The organism is Variovorax cryoconiti (assembly GCF_051216395.1).
In the GTDB taxonomy this organism is placed as follows: Bacteria; Pseudomonadota; Gammaproteobacteria; order Burkholderiales; family Burkholderiaceae_C; genus Variovorax.
In genome coordinates, this window is sequence record NZ_JBPJZI010000001.1 from 335,537 (window position 1) to 355,623 (window position 20,087).

Annotated in this window: 17 protein-coding genes; 15 read left to right on the forward strand and 2 right to left on the reverse strand. The window is 67.9% G+C overall.

What is annotated here, in order from left to right:
• A partial coding sequence (locus ACSFA2_RS01745) for a malectin domain-containing carbohydrate-binding protein (protein ID WP_435453583.1) occupies positions 1–2,697 on the reverse strand: 2,697 nt, incomplete at its 3' end.
• A gap of 558 nt (positions 2,698–3,255) precedes the next feature.
• Between ACSFA2_RS01745 and ACSFA2_RS01750 the strand changes: the two genes are divergently transcribed.
• The 4 genes from ACSFA2_RS01750 to fdhD all read left to right on the forward strand — a co-directional run bounded on the left by ACSFA2_RS01750 (position 3,256) and on the right by fdhD (position 8,579).
• Positions 3,256–4,965 (forward strand): OFA family MFS transporter, encoded by a 1,710-nt coding sequence (locus tag ACSFA2_RS01750; protein ID WP_435453584.1) that lies wholly within the window; start codon positions 3,256–3,258, stop codon positions 4,963–4,965.
• An 81-nt stretch (positions 4,966–5,046) separates the two neighbouring features.
• The gene (locus ACSFA2_RS01755) at positions 5,047–7,413 is read left to right on the forward strand and encodes an FdhF/YdeP family oxidoreductase (protein WP_435453585.1); all 2,367 of its coding nucleotides are present in this window, start codon (positions 5,047–5,049) and stop codon (positions 7,411–7,413) included.
• A 9-nt stretch (positions 7,414–7,422) separates the two neighbouring features.
• On the forward strand, positions 7,423–7,719 hold the full coding sequence (locus ACSFA2_RS01760) for a hypothetical protein (RefSeq protein ID WP_435453586.1): 297 nt from the start codon (positions 7,423–7,425) through the stop codon (positions 7,717–7,719).
• Positions 7,716–8,579: a formate dehydrogenase accessory sulfurtransferase FdhD gene (fdhD, locus tag ACSFA2_RS01765; RefSeq protein ID WP_435453587.1), complete on the forward strand. Its 864-nt coding sequence runs from the start codon at positions 7,716–7,718 to the stop codon at positions 8,577–8,579. Before ACSFA2_RS01760 ends, fdhD begins: the two co-directional genes overlap by 4 nt.
• A gap of 3 nt (positions 8,580–8,582) precedes the next feature.
• Here the strand turns inward: fdhD and ACSFA2_RS01770 are convergent, their stop codons facing one another.
• The gene (locus tag ACSFA2_RS01770; protein ID WP_435453588.1) at positions 8,583–8,981 is read right to left on the reverse strand and encodes an FHA domain-containing protein; all 399 of its coding nucleotides are present in this window, start codon (positions 8,979–8,981) and stop codon (positions 8,583–8,585) included.
• A 207-nt stretch (positions 8,982–9,188) separates the two neighbouring features.
• Between ACSFA2_RS01770 and ACSFA2_RS01775 the strand changes: the two genes are divergently transcribed.
• The 11 genes from ACSFA2_RS01775 to ACSFA2_RS01825 all read left to right on the forward strand — a co-directional run bounded on the left by ACSFA2_RS01775 (position 9,189) and on the right by ACSFA2_RS01825 (position 20,030).
• Positions 9,189–9,773, forward strand: coding sequence for a DUF3305 domain-containing protein (locus tag ACSFA2_RS01775; protein WP_435453589.1), 585 nt, complete (start codon positions 9,189–9,191; stop codon positions 9,771–9,773).
• Complete coding sequence (locus tag ACSFA2_RS01780; protein ID WP_435453590.1) at positions 9,766–10,413, forward strand: DUF3306 domain-containing protein; 648 nt, start codon at positions 9,766–9,768, stop codon at positions 10,411–10,413. The genes ACSFA2_RS01775 and ACSFA2_RS01780 overlap by 8 nt, the downstream gene beginning before the upstream one ends.
• Positions 10,337–12,460 (forward strand): 4Fe-4S dicluster domain-containing protein, encoded by a 2,124-nt coding sequence (locus ACSFA2_RS01785; RefSeq protein WP_435453591.1) that lies wholly within the window; start codon positions 10,337–10,339, stop codon positions 12,458–12,460. Before ACSFA2_RS01780 ends, ACSFA2_RS01785 begins: the two co-directional genes overlap by 77 nt.
• Positions 12,457–13,080, forward strand: coding sequence for a TorD/DmsD family molecular chaperone (locus ACSFA2_RS01790; RefSeq protein ID WP_435453592.1), 624 nt, complete (start codon positions 12,457–12,459; stop codon positions 13,078–13,080). Before ACSFA2_RS01785 ends, ACSFA2_RS01790 begins: the two co-directional genes overlap by 4 nt.
• Before the next feature lie 101 nt (positions 13,081–13,181).
• Complete coding sequence (locus tag ACSFA2_RS01795) at positions 13,182–13,409, forward strand: formate dehydrogenase (RefSeq protein WP_435453593.1); 228 nt, start codon at positions 13,182–13,184, stop codon at positions 13,407–13,409.
• A gap of 13 nt (positions 13,410–13,422) precedes the next feature.
• Entirely contained in the window at positions 13,423–16,416 is a 2,994-nt protein-coding gene (locus ACSFA2_RS01800; RefSeq protein WP_435453594.1) for a formate dehydrogenase subunit alpha, read from the forward strand.
• A gap of 9 nt (positions 16,417–16,425) precedes the next feature.
• Positions 16,426–17,046 (forward strand): formate dehydrogenase FDH3 subunit beta, encoded by a 621-nt coding sequence (gene fdh3B, locus ACSFA2_RS01805; protein ID WP_262075124.1) that lies wholly within the window; start codon positions 16,426–16,428, stop codon positions 17,044–17,046.
• Positions 17,043–17,291, forward strand: a complete 249-nt coding sequence (locus tag ACSFA2_RS01810; RefSeq protein ID WP_435453595.1) for a hypothetical protein — start codon at positions 17,043–17,045, stop codon at positions 17,289–17,291. The genes fdh3B and ACSFA2_RS01810 overlap by 4 nt, the downstream gene beginning before the upstream one ends.
• Before the next feature lie 10 nt (positions 17,292–17,301).
• Positions 17,302–18,534, forward strand: a complete 1,233-nt coding sequence (locus tag ACSFA2_RS01815) for a formate dehydrogenase subunit gamma (protein WP_435453596.1) — start codon at positions 17,302–17,304, stop codon at positions 18,532–18,534.
• A complete protein-coding gene (locus ACSFA2_RS01820) occupies positions 18,531–18,941 on the forward strand; it encodes a hypothetical protein (RefSeq protein WP_435453597.1) in 411 nt (136 codons plus the stop codon). The genes ACSFA2_RS01815 and ACSFA2_RS01820 overlap by 4 nt, the downstream gene beginning before the upstream one ends.
• Before the next feature lie 78 nt (positions 18,942–19,019).
• Positions 19,020–20,030, forward strand: a complete 1,011-nt coding sequence (locus ACSFA2_RS01825; RefSeq protein WP_435453598.1) for an aldo/keto reductase — start codon at positions 19,020–19,022, stop codon at positions 20,028–20,030.
• Positions 20,031–20,087: the final 57 nt, after the last annotated feature.

The following is a 20,087-nucleotide window of genomic DNA, read 5'->3' on the forward strand; positions in this document are numbered from 1 at the left end:
CAGCGCCGCCAGCGCCTGGCCCTCCACCGACATGTCGAACACGCGCTGGCCGGGGCCGGTGATGCCGGTATAGATCTCGGCGAGCAGCAGGTCGACCTGGTACGTGCCGTTGGCCACCGGCACCTCATAGGTGTAGCTGCCGCCCTGCGTCCAGCGCTCGTTCTGATACAGCGCATCGTCGGTCGTGCCGGAGATGCCGATGGACGTGGCGTAGACCTGGCTTGCCGCACCGCCGGTGGTCGGGCCGGCGTCGGCCTGGAACACCACGCCGTTGCTCGCGGTCACCTGGCCGCCGCCCACGTTCACCGCCTTGACGAGCTGGCCGGTCGGCCCCGTCGAGGTGATGAGGATGTCGTCGAACGATGCCTGGAAGGTGTTCTGGCTGCCCTCACCCGTGTTGCTCGACCACAGGCCGACGGCGAGGCCGCTGTCCTTGCCCTGCACTGCGTAGTCGCCGTCGATCGCGGTCAGGATCGAGGTGCCGGCGAGATGGATGGCATTGCCGGTCACCTTCACCGGCCCGCTGCTGCCGGTATAGGTCACCGACGGCGTGGCCTGCGACGTCGCGCGATTGACCAGGAGTTCAAAGACCAGGTTGCTGCTTGCAGGCGCTGTCGCGACGCCCGGCGCGTTCAGGGTCTGCGAGGCGATGACGGCGCCGTTGCTCTCGAGCTGGAACAGCATGCCGTTGGGCCCCGCCACCACCTTGAGGAAATTGGACTGGTCGCCGGTGCCGATAAAGCCGCCGATCTCGCGCACCGTGGGCGTTGTGGGCAGCCCGGGGAACGGATTGATCGCCGTCCACTTCACATTGAATGTCTGTACGTTCGGCGCCAGCGCCACGCCGGTCTGGAACACGAACTCGCCGGTGTTGGCGCTGCCGCTCGCCGTCCCCGTCGATACGTCCTCGACCACGACGAGACCACCGCCGGCGGCGGTGCCGATCTTCACGTTGGTGAGATCGAGGCCCCCCTCGGCGACAGGCGCCACGAAATCGCGTGTGCCGTTGGCCATGTGGCCGGTGAGGCCGAGGAACAGCCCGTCGGGGCCGGGCGCGCTGTTGCCGGCGCCGAACTGGAAGTTCCAGTTCAGGCTGGCGTTGCTCCCCAGGAACGTGCTCAAGCCATTGGCGGCGTCGGCCTGGAACGGGTCGACGGTATTGAGCAGGCCGTCATCGTCCATGTCCGGATCGCTCACAGGCGCCTGGTCGCTCGGTGTCAGGGCCAGGATCTGGTCGGCGCCGATCAGGGCGACCCAGATCGAGCCACCCGGCCCCTGGACCAGGTCGAGCGGCGTGCCGCCGGGTGTCGCGAGTGTTGTGACGCCCTGCACGGTGACGCCGTCCGGCGCGAGCTGGATCAGCTTCAGCGTGCCGTCGAACGAGGCGGTGATCAGGTCGCCCTTGATCTCGCCGTTGAAGCTCGTCGCGGTGTACTCCATCAGGCCATTGGTCGAGGCACCGAACTGCGCGAGCGATTGCTGTCCGGCGGTGAACTGGCCCTCCTGGGCAAGCCGCGCGGCGGAGGCGGTGAACTTGGAAGGGTCGATCACGAAGCCCGGAGCGATCTGCACGCCGGACGGCACAGCCGCTGCGGCATTGGGGATCGTGGCAATGACTTGCGGTTGGGATCCGTCGGCATAGGACAGGACGGAGCCGGTCTGGTTGCCACGCGTCGGATCCGGATGGCCGTAGTAGCTGCCGTCGGCCAGCAGGTAGAGAAAGTCGAGACTGCCGGTGCCGCCATTGTTGAACTGGTTGGTCGGCTTGCCGTTGGCATCGAGGATGGGCGCGCCGCCGAGACCCCCGTTGCTGCCGTTGTCGACGGTAAAGAGCTTGCCGGACTCGGTCAGAACCACATCGAAGGCGTTGCGCAGGCCGGTGGCGAAGATGCGCAGCGGCGCATCGGCCGGCAGGATCGCCTGATTGAGGCCGTCATTGCCGCCGAACGGTCCGCCCACATCCAGGCCGCCCGCAGTCTCGTTGCCCGTTGTGCCATTGTTGGATACCGTCGGGTCGTCGAGTGTGGGCAGGTCGTATTTGTAGGTGCTGGTAACACCGGGAGCGTAGGTGAAGACCTTGTTGGGAATGGCATCGAGTGCCACCAGGTCGATCTCGAGCACGGCAGCGGTCAGCGCATATTCCGGCGTGTTGGAGAAGAAACTCGAAGGCGCGCCGTTGTTGGTGTTGCCGCCCTGGGCCAGGTAGAGCTTGGTGCCGTCGGCGCTCAGCACCATGCCGTTGGGCGAGTGGTTCTCCTCCGAGCGCGGCAGGCCGCGAATCAGGTCGACTTTGCTCCAGCTGGCGCCGTTCCAGGTCAGCTTGGAAAGAATTCCGGAGTTGGTGTCAAGATTGAGATCGCCGGATTCGGCAATGCGCGGATCGCTCGAGGTGACGTAGATCACGGGATTGGCGGCGCTTCCCGCCACCACGATGCCGGTGACCTGCCGATCGGTCATCGAGGTGTTGAGCGACCCGTCGTCATCGTGATTGGGGATGCTCTTGATGAGGCTGAGCGTCTGCGCCTGGACCGCCGACCACTGACCGGGCACCGGCTGGGTGACATCGTAGATTCTGATGAGGCCGTCCTGCTGGGCGACATAAAGCCGGCCGTCGGGGCCGAACTGCAAGCTGGTGGGATTGGAAAGTCCGTCGGTGTGTCCGAATATCACAGCTTGAGTAGAGAAAGAGACTGCCATTTCGGCCTCCTTGACACACGCAACAGACAAACAGACGTGCCGGCTCGATTTGGACAAGGTGATAGCGTTGCTGGAAGCACGCGGCTGGCAGCCGCCCGCCTTCAGGTTCAACGCTGCGCCCCGTCAGCGGCGAGCGGCGAGATCCTTCACGCCGAGCCGAAAAATCCACACATTCCAAGTTGATCGTAGCAGAGCATTTATCGACTTTTGCTGTATTTCTACAGGCGACGAGTCGCGATCCATGACCATTCGCCGGTCCATAAAAACCGTACGGCAGTCGTCACAACTTTGTGACGGTTCTGTGCTTTCACCGGCAAGGTAGCGGAGCGCCATGAGCGGCCGGCGAAAGCGGGCCCACGGGCCATTCGCGCTCACTGGCGATGGAGCGCCAGCCTGCGCTGTCAGTGCGTCATTGAGAACCTTTCGCATTCATTTCCAAATTGAATCGGGCCATGTCTCGATCCAATTGGATGCAATTTGTCACCAACCGTAGACTCCGCCGCGCCCCGACGGTCAAAACCTTGACCGGATCGAGGGACAAAACCAACGAGGAGTGCTATGGCTGGACCATCTACCGGGGCTTTCAACGAAGCCGTCGCGACACCCGGGCAATTCCCCGCTGCTGCGGGGGGCAGTGCCGCCGGATGGCTGGACAAGGAACGCATCATTGCGGGCCCCGGGTTCAACCGCTGGGTGGTGCCACCCGCCGCGCTCGCGATCCATCTGTGCATCGGCATGGCCTACGGTTTCTCCGTGTTCTGGCTGCCGCTGTCGAAAATGCTGCAGACGGCCGGCACGGGCACGGCCTGCGGCAAGGACATGAGCTTCTTCGCCGAGTTGTTCGCCACCGGCTGCGACTGGCGCGTTGCGACGCTGGGCTGGATGTACACGCTGTTCTTCGTGTTCCTCGGCTGCTCGGCCGCCATCTGGGGCGGCTGGCTTGAGCGGGCCGGCCCGCGCAAGGCCGGCGTGGTGAGCGCGCTGTGCTGGTGCGGCGGCATGCTGCTGTCGGCGCTGGGCATCTACACCCACCAGTTCTGGATGATGATCCTCGGCTCGGGCGTGATCGGCGGCATCGGGCTGGGCCTGGGCTACATCTCGCCGGTGTCGACCCTGATCAAGTGGTTCCCCGACCGCCGCGGCATGGCCACCGGCATGGCCATCATGGGCTTCGGCGGCGGCGCGATGATCGGTTCGCCGCTGGCGGTCGAGCTGATGAAGTACTTCGGCACGCCGACCGACGCCGGCGTGATGCAGACCTTCGTCGTGATGGCGCTGGTCTACTTCGTCTTCATGATGGCCGGCGCGCTCGGCTACCGGGTGCCGCCCACCGGCTGGAAGCCCGCCGGCTGGACGCCGCCGGTGGCGCAGACCAGCAACGCCATGATCACGCAGCGCCACGTGCACGTGAAGAAGGTGTGGGGCATCCCGCAGTTCTGGCTCGTGTGGATCGTGCTGTGCATGAACGTGTCGGCCGGCATCGGCGTGATCGGCATGGCCTCGCCCATGCTGCAGGAAGTCTTCGGCGGCGGCCTGATCGACGTGCCGAAGAAGTTCGGCGAACTCGACAAGACCCAGCTCGCGGCGATCGCCGTGGTGGCCGGCGGCTTCACCGCGCTGCTGTCGCTCTTCAACATCGGCGGCCGCTTCGTGTGGGCCAGCCTGTCGGACAAGCTCGGCCGCAAGCTCACCTACACGGTCTTCTTCCTGCTGGGCGGCGTGCTCTACGCCAGCCTGCCGTCGTCGGCTGCGGCCGGCAACACGCTGCTCTTCGTGGGCGCGGTCTGCATCATCCTGTCGATGTACGGCGGCGGCTTCGCGACGGTGCCGGCCTACCTGGCTGACCTGTTCGGCACGCAGTTCGTCGGTGCCATCCACGGCCGCCTGCTCACCGCCTGGGCCACCGCGGGCATCCTGGGGCCGGTGGTCGTGAACTACATGCGCGAATACCAGTTGGGCCTGGGCCTGCCGCGCGAACAGGTCTACAACCAGACCATGTACATCCTGGTCGGCATGCTGGTCATCGGCCTGATTGCCAACCTGCTGGTGCGCCCGGTGGCCGACAAGCACTTCATGAGCGACGCGGAACTCGCCGTCGAGAAGAAGCTCGCCCACGAGAAGGCCGCCGCGTCCGAAGTGGGCAGCGGCTCGGGCCGGGCCGACCGGACGCCGACCTTCGTCGTGGCGCTGGCATGGGCGGCCGTCGGCATCCCGCTGGCCTGGGGCGTGTACAAAACCTTGATCAGCGCAGCCAAGTTCTTTCACTGAAGCTGCAGCAGAGCATCTGGCCATGAGCCTTTCAGGGCCGGCGTCCCATGGGCGCCGGCCCGAAGTCGTCAGGAGACCGCGATGAGCGAACAGAAAATAGAGTTCTACAAGGGCCCGGCCGGCGGCTGGGGCGCCCTGCGCAGCGTGACGAACGCGCTGCTCAGGCAGGACATCCCGGTGAAGGGCGCCAAGACGCTGCTCTCGGCCAACCAGCCCGATGGCTTCGACTGCCCCGGCTGTGCCTGGCCCGATCGCAACCATGCGTCGACCTTCGAGTTCTGCGAGAACGGCGTGAAGGCCGTCGCGGCCGAAGCGACCGCGCGCCGCGCCGGGCCCGAGCTGTTCGCGACGTACACCGTGGCCCAGCTCGCGCAGCAGAGCGACTTCTGGCTCGAAGACCAGGGCCGCCTGACGCACCCGATGGTCTACGACGCGGCCAGCGACAAGTACCTGCCGATCGAATGGGACGATGCCTTCGCGCTGGTCGCCCGGCACCTGAACGCGCTGCCCGACCCGAACCAGGCGATCTTCTACACCTCGGGCCGCGCCAGCAACGAGGCGGCCTTCCTGTACCAGCTGTTCGTGCGCGAGTACGGCACCAACAACTTCCCCGACTGCTCGAACATGTGCCACGAGCCGAGCGGCAGCGGCATGCGCCCACAGATCGGTGTGGGCAAGGGCACGGTCACGCTCGAGGACTTCGAGAAGACCGACGCCATCTTCATCTTCGGCCAGAACCCCGGCACCAACCACCCGCGCATGCTGGGCGAGCTGCGCGCGGCCCACAAGCGCGGCGCGAAGATCGTCAGCTTCAACCCGCTGCGCGAACGTGGCCTGGAGCGCTTCGCCGATCCGCAGGACAAGTTCGAGATGGCGACGCTCACCTCGACGGCCATCAGCACGCACTACTTCCAGCTGCGCGTGGGTGGCGACATGGCCGTCGTCGCCGGGATGATGAAGCACCTGATCGACCGCCAGGACGCGGGCGAGTCGCTGCTCGACCTCGACTTCATCAGCGAGCACACCACCGGCTTCAGCGACGTGGCCGAGCGCCTGCGTGGCGAGACCTGGGCCGTGCTCGAAGAAGAGTCGGGCCTTTCCGAGGCGCAGATCCGTGCGGCCGCCGACATCTACGGCGCCGCCAAGAGCGCGATCTTCTGCTGGGGCATGGGCATCACGCAGCACCAGAACTCGGTGGGCACGATCCAGATGCTGGTCAACCTGCTGATGATGCGCGGCAACATCGGCCGGCCCGGCGCCGGCCCGTGCCCGGTTCGCGGCCACAGCAACGTGCAGGGCGACCGCACGATGGGCATCTGGGAGAAGCCGCCGGCCGCGCTGCTCGACAAACTGGGCGAGGTCTTCGGCTTCGAGCCACCGCGCGCGCACGGCTGGGACACGGTCGAGTCGATCGCCGCCATGCGCGACGGCAAGGGCAAGGTCTTCTTCGCGCTGGGCGGCAACTTCGCGGCGGCCACGCCCGACACCTACGAGACCTGGAAGGCGCTGCGCCGCTGCGACCTCACAGTGCATGTCACGACCAAGCTCAACCGCAGCCACGTGGTGCACGGGCGCGAGGCGCTGATCCTGCCGTGCCTGGGCCGCACCGAGATTGATATCCAGGCCGGCGGCGCGCAGGGCGTGACGGTGGAAGACTCCATGAGCATGGTGCACATCTCCACCGGCATCAACCCGCCGGCGTCGGAGCACCTGCTGTCGGAGCCGGCCATCGTGGCGCGGCTGGCGGCGGCCACCCTCGGTGAATTCGGCCGGAACAGCAGCAGCACGCCGTGGCTCTGGCTGGTCGAGGACTACGCCCGCATCCGCGACAAGATCGAAGCGGTGTTCGCCGACTTCAAGGACTTCAACCTGCGCGTGGCCGTGCCCGGCGGCTTCCGCCTGCGCAACACCGCGAGCGAGCGGGTGTGGGCCACCCCGACGAAGAAGGCGAACTTCGTAGCGCACGGGGTGCCGCGCGACACCCCGTCACACCGTGCCCGCGCGCGCTTCGCGGGCAAGGGCGACACGGTGGTCTTCACGCTGCTCACGACGCGCTCGCACGACCAGTACAACACCACCATCTACGGCCACGACGACCGCTACCGCGGCGTGTTCGGCCAGCGCCGCGTGGTGTTCATCCACGAAGCCGACATCCGCGCGCTGGGCATGAAGGACGGCGACTGGGTCGACATCCAGACCGTGTGGGAAGACGCCGGCGACGGCAATCAGGTGCGTCGTGCCGATCGCTTCAAATTGGTGGCCTACGACATCCCGCGCGGCAACCTCGCCGCCTACTACCCCGAGACCAATCCGCTGGTGCCGCTGGATTCGGTCGCGCTCAATGCGGGCACGCCGGCCTCGAAGTCGATTCCCGTGATCCTCACGCCGCACACCGCGCCGATTCCGGTGAAGGCCGACCACGAGGCCAGCGCCTACGCCATCGGCTAAGGTGTGGGCATGACCACCCCCGGCATCGGCACCGACCTCGACCCGCTTTCTGAATCCATCCTGCGCGCGCTGGCCGACGCGCCGCGCGAAGGCGGCGTGTCGCTGCCGCGGCTGGGCAAGCAGTTGGGGCAGGGTGCGAGCGTGCTGATGCGCCAGCTCACGTTGATGGGCGACGCCACGCTCGCGGGCGTGCGGGGGCCGGGCTGGGTGCGCGTGGTGCAGCTGGACGACCGCTGGGTGGTGCACCTCGAAGCGCCGGGACGTGCGCTGGTGGCCGCGCTGCCGCCGACGGAGGCAGCACGATGAACGCCGAGATACGCCCCGTGCTGCCGCCGCTGTCCCACCGCACGGTGCAAGTCTTCGGCGGCACGGCCGATGCCGATGGCACGGCACGCCACGACGTGCTGGCGGCCGAGGTGCCGGTGGCGCTGGTCTTCAACGGCATCTCGCACGCGGTGATGATGGCGACGCCGCAGGACATCGAGGCCTTCGCGCTCGGCTTCGCGCTGAGCGAAGGCATCCTCGATGCCGCGGCCGACTGCCGTGGCATCGAGGTGAAGACGGTCGCTGCCGCTGAAGCCGGCCTGCCGACAGGCGTCGACGCGATCGAGGTGCAGCTCGAGATCTCCACCCGCAGCTTCGAGCGGCTCAAGGGCCGTCGCCGGAGTCTGGCGGGCCGCACCGGCTGCGGTGTGTGCGGTGTCGAGAGCTTCGCCGGCCTGGAGCTGCAATCGGAACCGTTGCCGGCCCATGACTGGATGGCACGTGTCGACCTGCCGACCGTGCTGCGCGCCATCGACGCGCTGCCGGCCTGGCAGCGCCTCAACGCCGAGGCGGGCGCCATCCATGCGGCCGGCTGGGCCACGCTGGAGGGCGAACTGGTCGCGGTGCTGGAAGACGTCGGTCGCCACAACGCGCTCGACAAGCTGATCGGCACGCTGGCCCGGATGGATCGCCTGGGCGAGCCGGGCTTCGTCGTGCTGTCGAGCCGTGGCAGCCACGAACTGGTGCGCAAGTGCACGCGCGTCGGCATCGCCGCGCTGGCCACGATCTCCGCGCCGACCGCGATGGGCGTGCATGTGGCCGAACTGGCCGGGCTGCGCCTGTGGGGGTTGTGCCGGGCGCCGCGGGCGGTGCTGTATGCCGCCGGCGCCGCGTCGGCCTGATGCTCAGGGGTGGGCGTCCCAGCCGGGCGGTGCAGGCTGGGCTGCGCTGTAGGCGCTGTGGAATTCGGCGGTCAGGGAATCCAGGTCGAGCGGGGCGCTCGGCTCGTGCAGTGGCTTGTCATTCAAAAAGCGCAGTACGCAGTCGCCCATCGTGATGGTGTCGCCGTGGCGCAGGCGCCGCACGCGTACCCGAACGTCGTTCACGTAGGTGCCGTTGCGGCTGCCGAGGTCGTGCAGCTTCACCGTGCCGCCGTCGCGCGAGAGCACCGCATGGTGCCGGCTGACGCTTTCCGCATCGATCACGATGCTGTTGAGCGAGCCGCGCCCGACGGTGGTCTGGCCGATGTGCAGGGGTATCAGCTTGGTCAGCCCTCGCTGGTTGATGACGATCAGTTTCGGCATGTGGTGGTCCTCGAGTCTTCTTGGGTGCGGGCGCCCGGCAGGACGGCGACGCCGCCCCGCCGCCTCTGGCGCCGTGCAGCCAATGTAGGCGCGAGGCGACGAGAACCAAAGTTCGAACAGAACGGGGGAATCCCTCCATCTCGCGGCTTTGGCCCTATGGCGTGCAGGCTTTGGGCAGTCGTTCACACATCGGCTATCGTCCCGCTCATGTCGACCGCCGAATCTTCTTCGCCCGCCCCGCGCCCCGCGCTCGACGTGGCCGTCGTCATGCGGCGCGAGCGCGTCCAGGGCCCGTCTGCCCACTGGCAGCCCTGGCGCTGGATCCTCGACAGCGTGGTGCCCGACGAACCCGCCTTCGGTACCGCGCCGCGGCTGCTGCATGACCACGACGGCGCGCAGCGCTGGCTGCACCCCGGCTTCAAGGCCGAGCTCTTTCGTGACGATGCCGAGGGCTACCACCTCAACGTGACCACGCCGGCCCCGTGCTGGTTCGTGCTGTGGCGCATGGAGGAAGCGCCGCGCCTGGCGCAAGAGCCGATCCCCGTGCCGGTGGTGGTGAGCCTGAGCTACAACGAAGCCGGCCGCTGGCTCGATGCGCAGGAGACGGTCGAGCAGGTGCCGGCGCCGCCGGAGGTCGTCGAGTGGGTGCGCGCCTTCGCCGCCGAGCACTACGTGATCGAGCCCAAGAAGCGCAAGCGGCCCGAGAGCTTCCGCCCGCTGACCGACCGCTTCGGCAACGTGGCGAGCGTGTCCACCGAGAAGAAGCGCGGGCGCGGTGCCGGCGATGTCTGAAGGCTTTTTCGACCGCTGGTCGCGGCGCAAGCAGCAGGCGCGCGACAGCGAGGCGCTGGCGGTCGCGCCGGCCGAGGCCGTGGCCGATGCGGTGTCGCCGGTCTTGCCGGAAGCGCCCGTGGCTGTGGTGTCGCCCGTCGCGCCCAGCGAGCCGGGCGCACCGCCGCCGCCCACGCTGGCTGACACCGCCGAACTCACCATCGACTCCGACTTCAAGCCTTTCATGGCGAAGGGCGTGGCGCCCGAGGTCAAGAACGCCGCCTTCAAGAAGCTCTTCGCCGACCCGCACTTCAACGTGATGGACCGGATGGACATCTACATCGACGACTACTCGATCCCATCGCCGCTGCCCGAGAGCGTGCTGCGCCAGATGGCGAGCGCGAAGTTCCTCAAGCTGTTCGACGAGGAGCCCGAAGCCGCCGAAGCGCAGGACGAGGCGGCCTCGCCAATGCCCGGAGTAACCCCGCAGGACGATGCCCCGCCCGCCGTGGCACAGTCCGAGCCTTCCGGGACCCTTCCCAGCCCGCTGGTTGCCGATGTGCAACCTGCCAGCCAACCGACCGATGACCCAAACGCTGATCTGCGATTGCAACCAGACGATGCCGCTCGCGCCGAAGACGCTCGGCGCCGCGCTGGCTGAGACGCTGCCCCTTCATTCCGCGCTGTGCCGCCGCGAGGCGAGCGCCTTCCAGCGCGCGATCCAGTCGGGCGACGACGTGATCGTCGCCTGCACCCAGGAACGCCGCCTCTTCGGCGAGCTGGCCGAGCAGACGCCCGACGCCACCTCGCCTATCCACTTCGTCAACATCCGCGAGACCGGCGGCTGGAGCCGCGACGCGAAGCAGGCGATGCCGAAGATCGCCGCGCTGCTCGCCGCCGCCGCGTTGCCCGAGCCCGACCCGGTCGCGACCGTGAGCTACGCCAGCCAGGGCCGGCTGCTGATCGTCGGCCCGCTCGACCAGGCCGAGCAGGCCGCCGCGCTGGTGGCCGACACGCTGGATGTCACCATCCTGTCGCAGGGCCCTGGCGCGGTCGGCGGCATGCAGGAGCGGCGCTGGCCGGTGGTGGCCGGCCGGGTCGAGGCCTTCACCGGCTGGCTCGGCGCGTTCAAGCTGCAATGGACGCGCAGTAACGCGATCGACCTCGACCTGTGCACCCGCTGCAACGCCTGCGTCACCGCCTGCCCGGAACAGGCCATCGGGCTCGACTACCAGATCGACGAGGCGAAGTGCACGTCGCACCGCGACTGCGAGCGCGCCTGCACCGTGGCCGGCGCCATCCGCTTCGGCCGCGCCCCGGAAACGCTCGATGCCGCCTTCGACCTGGTGCTCGACCTGGGCGCTGCGCCGCTGGTCGACTGGCACGCGCCGCCGCAAGGCTACTTCCGGCTGCCGGGCGGGCTCGGCACCGCCGATGCGCTGCAGACGCTGCTGCGCCTGCGCGAGATGGTGGGCGAATTCGAGAAGCCGAAGTTCTTCGACTACAAGCAGAAGCTCTGCGCCCACAGCCGCAACGAACAGATCGGCTGCAATGCCTGCGTCGAGGTCTGCTCGGCGCATGCCATCTCGAGCGACAAGGAACGCCAGCGCATCGTCGTCAACCCCAACCTGTGCGTGGGTTGCGGCGCCTGCACCACGGTCTGCCCGACCGGCGCGCTGGGCTACACCTACCCGCGTGCGCCCGACCAAGGCCTCAAGCTGCGCACCTTGCTCGCGACCTACGCCAAGGCCGGCGGGCGCGAGCCGGCGCTGCTGCTGCACAGCCAGGAGGCCGGCCAGGCGCTGGTCGAGCAGCTCGGCCGGCAGGCGCAGCTCGGCAAGGCAGACGGCGTGCCGGCCCGGGTGATCCCGGTCGCCCTGTGGCATGCGGCGAGTACCGGCATCGACCTGTGGCTGAGCGCGGTCGCCTTCGGCGCCACGCAGGTCGTGGTGCTGTCGACCGGCGAGGAAGCACCGGACTACCTCGCGGCGCTGAAGCGGCAGATGGACATCGCCCAGGCGCTGCTGCGCGGGCTGGGCTATGCCGGCACGCACTTCCAGTTGATCGAGGCACGCACCCCGGCCACACTCGATGCCGCGTTGGCCGCGCTCGGCCAGACGCGGCAGCAGGTGCCTGCGCAGCCGGCCCGCTTCGCTGTGAGTGCCGACAAGCGCAGCACGCTGGAGATGACGCTCGACCATTTCATGGATACCGCCCCGGCGCTGCAGGCGCGCGACGGTGATGCACCGCTTGCGCTCGCGATCCCGTTGCCAGCAGGCTCGCCCTTCGGCGCGATCACCGTCGACAAGGCCACCTGCACGCTGTGCCTGGCCTGCGTCAGCGCCTGCCCGGCCAGCGCCTTGCAGGACAACCAGAACGCGCCGCAGCTGCGCTTCGTCGAGAAGAACTGCGTGCAGTGCGGCCTCTGCGAAAGCACCTGCCCCGAGAACGCGATCCAGCTCGTGCCGCGCCTGCTCGCCGCCCCCGAGCGCCGCCAGCCCGTGGTGCTGAACGAGGCCCAGCCGTGGGCCTGCATCCGCTGCAGCAAGCCCTTCGGCACCGTGAAGGCCATCGAGGCGATGCTCGGCAAGCTGGCTGGCCATGCGATGTTTCAGGGCGAGGCGCTGGAGCGCCTGAAGATGTGCAGCGACTGCCGGGTCATCGACCTCTACAGCGCATCGAACGAACAAAAGATCACCCCGCTATGAACGACGACAGCCTCCCCGTTTCCTCGGCCCTCGACGAAGAGATCGCCCGTGCCGAGCTCTACGGGCTGCTCGCACGCCTCTGGTACGCCGCGCCGGACGCGGCGCTGCTCGACGCGCTGCAGGTCGCCGTCACCGAGGCGCCCGCGTCGGGTGCCTTTCTCGAAGAGCCGTGGCGCGCGCTGGTCGGCGTGGCACGCGGCATGGACGCCGCGGCGGCGCATGCCGAGTACGACGCGCTCTTCGGCGGCATGGGCAAGCCCGAGGTGTACCTCTTCGGTTCTCATTACCTGAGCGGTTTCCTGAACGACAAGCCGGTGGCGCAGTTGCGCAACGACCTCGACGCGCTGGGCCTGGCGCGGGAAGAGGGCGTCTACGAAACCGAAGACCACGTCGCCTGCCTGTTCGAGGTGATGCGCTACCTGATCGCCGGCGACGATGTGGCGGTGGCCAATCTCACCCGGCAGCGTGCGTTTTTCACCACGCATGTGCAGCCCTGGCTGCCCGCCCTGTGCGACGCGGTGGCGCAGCATCCGAAGGCCCGTCTGTACGCGGCGCTGGCCGGTTTCACCCAGGCGTTCGTCGACGTCGAGGCCCAGGGCTTCGAGATGCTCGACGCCTGAAATGACGCACTGGTGCGCTGGGGCTTCAGGGTCTCGACTAGTATCCAGACGTATGTAATTGAGTTCATATCTGGTTCTCGCCAGCCACTCCTGGAGTTTTGATGCAGGACAGCCAACCGAAGCAGCCCACGCCGGGCTCGCGCCGCCGATTTTTCGCAGGGGCCGCCGCCGTGGGCGCGGTCGCCGCCGTGGTGACCACCTTGCCGCAGATCGCCTCGTCACCCGTGGCCGCCGAGGCCGCGCCGACGCTGCCGCCGGCACCCGACAACGGGGGCGGCTACTCGCTCAGCGAACACGTCAAGCGCTACTACAAGAGCGCTTCGGCCTGAGGACCGCACCACCATGTTGTTGACCAAGAAAAACTCCGGTGCCGTGCGTGCCGGCCAGGCCTCCGCCACGTCGGCGGGCGCATCTCCCTTCATCCACAGCCTGCGGCGCGGCCTGTCGAACGCCCTGCCGACGATGGACCGCCGCGCCTTCCTGCGCCGCTCGGGCCTGGGCGTCGGCGTCGGCCTGGCCGCCACGCAGCTCACGCTGATCCGCAAGGCGAACGCCGCCGACGCGAGCCGCCCCACGGCCGTCGGCAAGGGCAAGATCGAAGTCAAGCGCACGATCTGCTCGCACTGCTCGGTCGGCTGCGCGGCCGACGCCGTCGTCGAGAACGGCGTCTGGGTGCGCCAGGAGGCGGTGTTCGATTCGCCCATCAACCTCGGCGCGCACTGCGCCAAGGGCGCTGCCCTGCGCGAGCACGGCCACGGCGAATACCGCCTGCGCTACCCGATGAAGCTGGTCAACGGCAAGTACGAGCGCATCAGCTGGGACACGGCGCTCGACGAGATCGCCGCCAAGATCAAGGACCTGCGCCAGGCCAGCGGCCCGGATTCGGTCTACTGGATCGGCTCGTCCAAGCACAGCAACGAGCAGGCCTACCTGCTGCGCAAGTTCGTCAGCTTCTTCGGCAGCAACAACTGCGACCACCAGGCGCGCATCTGCCACTCGACCACCGTCGCGGGCGTGGCCAACACATGGGGCTACGGCGCCATGACCAATTCGTACAACGACATGCGCGGCGCCAAGGTGGCGCTGTACATCGGCTCCAACGCGGCCGAGGCGCATCCGGTGAGCATGCTGCACCTGCTGCACGCCAAGGAAAACGGCTGCAAGGTGATCGTGGTCGACCCGCGCTACACCCGCACCGCGGCCAAGTCCGACGAATACGTGCGCATCCGTTCGGGCTCGGACATCGCCTTCCTCTTCGGCGTGCTGCACCACATCTTCAAGAACGGCTGGGAAGACAAGAAGTACCTCCACGACCGCGTCTTCGGCATGGAGAAGGTCCGCGAAGAGGTCATGACCAAGTGGACGCCGGACAAGGTCGAAGAGGCCTGCGGCGTGAAGGAAGCGCAGGTCCTGAAGGTCGCGACCTGGCTCAACGAAAACCGCCCGGGCACCATCGTGTGGTGCATGGGCCAGACGCAGCACACCATCGGCAACGCGATCGTTCGCGCCTCCTGCATCCTGCAACTGGCGCTGGGCAACGTCGGCAAGTCGGGCGGCGGCACCAACATCTTCCGCGGCCACGACAACGTGCAGGGCGCGACCGACGTCGGCCCGAACCCCGATTCGCTGCCTTCGTACTACGGGCTGGTGGACGGGTCGTGGCGGCATTTCGCCAATGCCTGGGGCGTGGACTACGACTGGCTCAAGGGCCGCTTCGCATCGCCCGCGATGATGACCAAGCCCGGCATCACGCTGTCGCGCTGGATCGACGGCGTGCTGGAAAAGAACGAGCTGATCGACCAGGATTCCAACCTGCGCGGCGTCGTGTACTGGGGCCATTCGCCGAACTCGCAGACCCGGGGTCTGGAGATGAAGAAGGCGATGGACAAGCTCGACCTGCTGGTAGTGGTCGACCCGTACCCGTCGGCCACGGCGGCGATGGCGGCCATGCCCGGTGCGGCCGGCGACCTGAACCCGAACCGCGCCGTCTACCTGCTGCCGGCCTGCACGCAGTTCGAGACCAGCGGTTCGGTCACCGCGTCGAACCGCTCGATCCAGTGGCGCGAGAAGGTGATCGAGCCGCTGTGGGAAAGCCGCAGCGACCACATGATCATGCAGCAGTTCGCCGACCGCTTCGGCTTCGGCAAGGAACTGAGCAAGAACTACAAGATGCAGAAGGTCCACGGCATGGACGAGCCGGTGCCCGAAGACATCCTGCGCGAGATCAATAAGAGCTGCTGGGCCGCCGGCTACACCGGCCAGAGCCCGGAACGCCTGCAGGCGCACATGCGCAACATGGCGGCCTTCGATGTGCGCACGCTCAAGGTCAAGGGGTCGGTCAAGGACAAGGTCAACGGCTACGACCTGTCGGGCGACTACTTCGGCCTGCCGTGGCCCTGCTACGGCACGCCCGAACTCAAGCACCCGGGCTCGCCCAACCTGTACGACACCAGCAAGCACGTGATGGACGGCGGCGGCAACTTCCGCGCGAACTTCGGCGTGGAGCGCGACGGGCAGAACCTGCTGGCCGAAGACGGCTCGCATTCGCTGGGCGCCGACATCACCACCGGCTACCCCGAACTCGACCACCTGCTGCTCAAGAAGCTCGGCTGGTGGGACGAACTCACCGAGCCCGAGAAGAAGGCCGCCGAGGGCAAGAACTGGAAGACCGACAACTCGGGCGGGATGATCCGCGTGTTCATGAAGAACCACGGCTGCCATCCCTTTGGCAACGCCAAGGCCCGCGCGATCGTCTGGAACTTCCCCGACCCGATCCCGCAGCACCGCGAGCCGCTCTACGGCAACCGGCCGGACCTGATGGTCAAGTACCCGACCCACGACGACAAGATGGCGTTCTGGCGGCTGCCCACGCTGTACAAGTCGATCCAGCAGAAGAACATCGCCGACAAGGTGGCCGACAAGTTCCCGCTGGTGCTCACCTCCGGTCGCCTGGTCGAGTACGAAGGTGGCGGCGAAGAGACGCGGTCGAACCCCTGGCTGGCCGAACTGCAGCAGGAGATGTTCATCGAGATCAATCCCAAGGTCGCGGCAGAGAAGGGCATCGTCAACGGCGCGCGTGCCTGGGTGCACACGCCCACGGGCGCAAAGCTCAACGTGCAGGCCCAGGTGACCGAGCGCGTCGGGCCCGACACCGTCTTCATGCCCTTCCACTTCTCCGGCCACTGGCAGGGCGTGGACATGCTGCCCTACTACCCGGCCGGTGCGCACCCCGTGGTGCGCGGCGAGGCGATCAACACCGGCACCACGTACGGCTACGACAGCGTGACGATGATGCAAGAAACGAAAACGACGATCTGCAACGTCGAAAAGGCATAAGGACCGGTCATGGCACGAATGAAATTTGTCTGCGACGCCGAGCGTTGCATCGAGTGCAACGGCTGCGTGACGGCCTGCAAGAACGAGAACGAGGTGCCGTGGGGCGTGAACCGCCGCCGCGTGGTCACGCTCAACGACGGGGTGCCGGGCGAGAAGTCGATCTCGGTGGCCTGCATGCACTGCTCCGACGCGCCGTGCATGGCGGTCTGCCCGGTGCAGTGCTTCTACCGCACCGAAGAGGGCGTGGTGCTGCACGACAAGGACGTCTGCATCGGCTGCGGCTACTGCTCCTACGCCTGCCCCTTCGGCGCGCCGCAGTTCCCGACGCAGGGCACCTTCGGCGCCCGCGGCAAGATGGACAAGTGCACCTTCTGCGCCGGCGGCCCCGAGGCCAACGGCTCCGAAGCCGAGTTCGAGAAGTACGGCCGCAACCGCCTGGCCGAAGGCAAGCTGCCGGCCTGTGCCGAGATGTGCTCGACCAAGGCCCTGCTGGCCGGCGACGGCGACGTGGTGGCCGACATCTTCCGCACCCGCGTGCTGCATCGTGGCAAGGGTGCCGAGGTGTGGGGCTGGGGCACGGCCTACGGTTCGCAGCAGGCGGGCACGCCGACCAACGGGGTGAAGCAATGAGCCGCGCCGGCGCCGTTGCGATCGCGCTGAGCGGCTGCGCGTTGCTCGCGGCTTGCGGCGAGAAGCCGCAGACCAATGCCCAGGGCGTCAAGTTCGATGCCGTGCCCTGGAGTGGCACCGGCGAGAAGGCCGACACCGGCACGGTCTTCACGGCCCCCGGCTGGAAGGTCGGCGACAAGACCGCCTGGGAACAGCAGATCAAGACCCGGATGCTGGGCCAGAACGAATACAACAAAGAGAACTGAGCGAGGCCGCATGAGACACGTGCTGACGACAGCTTCCCTGTTACTGGCAATGGCGCTCGGCGCGGGTGTGACTGCGGCGCAGCCTGCCGGCGCTTCCGTGAGCGGCACCGTGACCGAGGCGCCGGCCGCCGCACCTGCCGCCGCGGCACCTGCGGCCGCGCCCGCCAACGGCGGCATCCGCAGCCAGAACATCTTCGACGTGAAGCCCGAGGCCAGCGCCGACCCCAATTACCTGAAGCAGAGCAACGGCGAGCGCGCCAAGGTGCAGCCGGGCAACAATGCGCCGATGTGGCGCCAGGTGGGGCAGGGCACGACCGGCTACAGCAGCCTGCCCAAGAGCGAAGCGCCCGAGGCCGGCAACCTGATCCAGCCCTTCGTGCAGTACCCCGGCTCGCGCTACACCAACGCGGGCGAGGCCTGGCGGCAGGTGCGCAACAACTGGATCATTCCCTATGGCGCGGCGCTGCTCTTCGTCACACTGCTGGCCCTGGCCATCTTCTACTTCGCGCGCGGCACCATCGGGCTGCATGGCGCCGAAACGGGCCGCAAGATCGAGCGCTTCACACCCTTCGAGCGCGCGACGCACTGGTCGAATGCCATCGCGTTCGTCACGCTGGCCATCTCCGGCATTGTGATGGCCTTCGGCAAGTTCTTTCTGCTGCCGATCCTCGGCGGCGCGATCTTCGGCTACCTCACCTATGCGCTGAAGACCATCCACAACTTCGTCGGCCCGCTGTTCGTGGTGACGACGATCTTCATGATCGTCACCTTCATCCGCAGCAACTGGCCGACCATGGCCGACCTGCAATGGCTGCGCCACGCTGGCGGCCTGTTCGGCGGCAAGGAGGTGCCCTCGCACCGCTTCAACGCCGGCGAGAAGGCCGTGTTCTGGGGCGGCGTGCTGTTCCTCGGCACCTTCGTCATCGGCTCGGGCCTCTTTCTCGACAAGCTGCTGCCGGGCTTCGTCTACACGCGCGGCGAGATGCAGATCGCGCACATGATCCACGCCGTCGCCACGCTCTGCATGATGGCGATGATCATGGGCCACATCTACATCGGCACGCTGGGCATGTCGGGCGCCTACAAGGCGATGCGCACCGGCTACGTCGACGAGACCTGGGCCAAGGAGCACCACGAGCTCTGGTACGACGACATCGTCGACGGCAAGATCCCGGCGCAGCGCTCGGCCGACGCCCGCACGACACCGGCGCGCAGCGTGCCGGTCGAAGGAACCCCCTCATGACTTTCTCGATGAACACCTTCGCCCCGGCCGCGCTGGCCCTGGCTCTGGCCGCGCCGGCGGCGTTCGCCAAGCTGCCCGCACCGAACCCGACCCCCGAAGCCAAGGCCAAGGCCGCCGAAACAGCCGCCAAGACCGCCTGGGCCGCACAGGTGGACAGCCTCAAGCTGTGCCAGGCGCAGGACCGCGTGGCCGCCAAGTACCGTACCAGCGCGGCTGCTGCCGGCAAGCCCGTTCCGTCGCCCACGGCCACGCCGGCCTGCACCGACCCCGGCCCCTTCGCTTACGCGCCGCCGGTCGACCCGAAGCCGATCGAAGCCGCTGGCGCGCATTCGCCGGCCACCACGGCGACGGCGCCGCCCAACACCAACCAGAAGGCCTCCGAGGCCATTCCGTCGACCAAGAAGTGAGGGTGCCGCGCCCGGCGCGCGCACAGCTGGGATGGATTGCCTAAACTGGTTGCACACCGTCAACCCAAGGGCCTTCGCATGAGCATCCCCACCACCCGCCTCGGCCGCACCGGCCTCACCGTGTCGCGCCTTGCGCTCGGCACCATGACCTTCGGCCTGCAGACCGAGGAGTCGGTCTCGCATGCCATCCTGAACAAGGCCACCGACGGTGGCATCAACTTCCTCGACATCGCCGACGTGTACCCGCTGGGCGGCGGGCTCGAGACGGCCGGCCGCACCGAAGAGATCGTCGGCCGCTGGCTGAAGGCGCAGGGCGCGAGCCGCCGTGGCGACTTCATCGTCGCGACCAAGGCGGTCGGCAAGATGGGCCCGAACGCCTGGGACCAGGGCGCGTCGCGCAAGCACCTGCTCGCCGCCATCGACGCGTCGCTCAAGCGCCTGCAGCTCGACCATGTCGACCTGTACCAGCTGCACAGCGACGACCGCGAGACGCCACTCGACGAAGCCATCGAGGCGATGGACACCATCGTCAAGTCGGGCCGCGCGCGCTATGTCGGCGTGTCGAACTTCCTGGCCTACCGGCTGGCGCGCGCGCTGGGCCGCGCCGACTTCCTGCGGCTCACGCGCTTCGTGTCGGTGCAGCCGCGCTACAGCCTGCTGTTCCGCGAGATCGAGCGCGAGCTGCTGCCGCTGGTCGGCGAAGAGGGCCTGGGCGTGATCCCCTACAACCCGCTCGCGGGCGGCCTGCTGACCGGCAAATACAAGCCGGGTGCCAAGCCCGAAGAAAACACCCGCTTCACGCTCGGCACCGCCGGCGCGATGTACCAGGACCGCTACTGGAACGAGCGCAGCTTCGACGCCGTGCAGCGCCTGCATGCGGTGGCCGAAGAAGCCGGCGTGCCGCTTGCCACGCTGGCCGTGGCCTGGGTGATGGCCAACCCGCTGATCACCGCACCGCTGCTGGGCGCCAGCCGGCCCGATCAGCTCGACGCCACGCTGGCCGCGGCCGAGTACAAGCTCGACCCGGCGCTCAAGGCCAGGCTCGACGAACTGACCGCCGAGTTCCGCAAGGGTGACGCGCCGCGCTGAACGTGAAGAGCATCCAGCGATGCCCCGGGCCTTTGGAAAAACGTCTGCGCTTCTAAA

What these genes read in the sequence shown, in the direction of transcription:
- ACSFA2_RS01750 (WP_435453584.1), top strand. Translation starts at nt 3,256, where the DNA reads ATGGCTGGACCATCTACCGGGGCTTTCAACGAAGCCGTCGCGACACCC.
- ACSFA2_RS01755 (WP_435453585.1), top strand. Translation starts at nt 5,047, where the DNA reads ATGAGCGAACAGAAAATAGAGTTCTACAAGGGCCCGGCCGGCGGCTGG.
- ACSFA2_RS01760 (WP_435453586.1), top strand. Translation starts at nt 7,423, where the DNA reads ATGACCACCCCCGGCATCGGCACCGACCTCGACCCGCTTTCTGAATCC.
- fdhD (WP_435453587.1), top strand. Translation starts at nt 7,716, where the DNA reads ATGAACGCCGAGATACGCCCCGTGCTGCCGCCGCTGTCCCACCGCACG.
- ACSFA2_RS01770 (WP_435453588.1), bottom strand. Translation starts at nt 8,981, where the DNA reads ATGCCGAAACTGATCGTCATCAACCAGCGAGGGCTGACCAAGCTGATA.
- ACSFA2_RS01775 (WP_435453589.1), top strand. Translation starts at nt 9,189, where the DNA reads ATGTCGACCGCCGAATCTTCTTCGCCCGCCCCGCGCCCCGCGCTCGAC.
- ACSFA2_RS01780 (WP_435453590.1), top strand. Translation starts at nt 9,766, where the DNA reads ATGTCTGAAGGCTTTTTCGACCGCTGGTCGCGGCGCAAGCAGCAGGCG.
- ACSFA2_RS01785 (WP_435453591.1), top strand. Translation starts at nt 10,337, where the DNA reads ATGACCCAAACGCTGATCTGCGATTGCAACCAGACGATGCCGCTCGCG.
- ACSFA2_RS01790 (WP_435453592.1), top strand. Translation starts at nt 12,457, where the DNA reads ATGAACGACGACAGCCTCCCCGTTTCCTCGGCCCTCGACGAAGAGATC.
- ACSFA2_RS01795 (WP_435453593.1), top strand. Translation starts at nt 13,182, where the DNA reads ATGCAGGACAGCCAACCGAAGCAGCCCACGCCGGGCTCGCGCCGCCGA.
- ACSFA2_RS01800 (WP_435453594.1), top strand. Translation starts at nt 13,423, where the DNA reads ATGTTGTTGACCAAGAAAAACTCCGGTGCCGTGCGTGCCGGCCAGGCC.
- fdh3B (WP_262075124.1), top strand. Translation starts at nt 16,426, where the DNA reads ATGGCACGAATGAAATTTGTCTGCGACGCCGAGCGTTGCATCGAGTGC.
- ACSFA2_RS01810 (WP_435453595.1), top strand. Translation starts at nt 17,043, where the DNA reads ATGAGCCGCGCCGGCGCCGTTGCGATCGCGCTGAGCGGCTGCGCGTTG.
- ACSFA2_RS01815 (WP_435453596.1), top strand. Translation starts at nt 17,302, where the DNA reads ATGAGACACGTGCTGACGACAGCTTCCCTGTTACTGGCAATGGCGCTC.
- ACSFA2_RS01820 (WP_435453597.1), top strand. Translation starts at nt 18,531, where the DNA reads ATGACTTTCTCGATGAACACCTTCGCCCCGGCCGCGCTGGCCCTGGCT.
- ACSFA2_RS01825 (WP_435453598.1), top strand. Translation starts at nt 19,020, where the DNA reads ATGAGCATCCCCACCACCCGCCTCGGCCGCACCGGCCTCACCGTGTCG.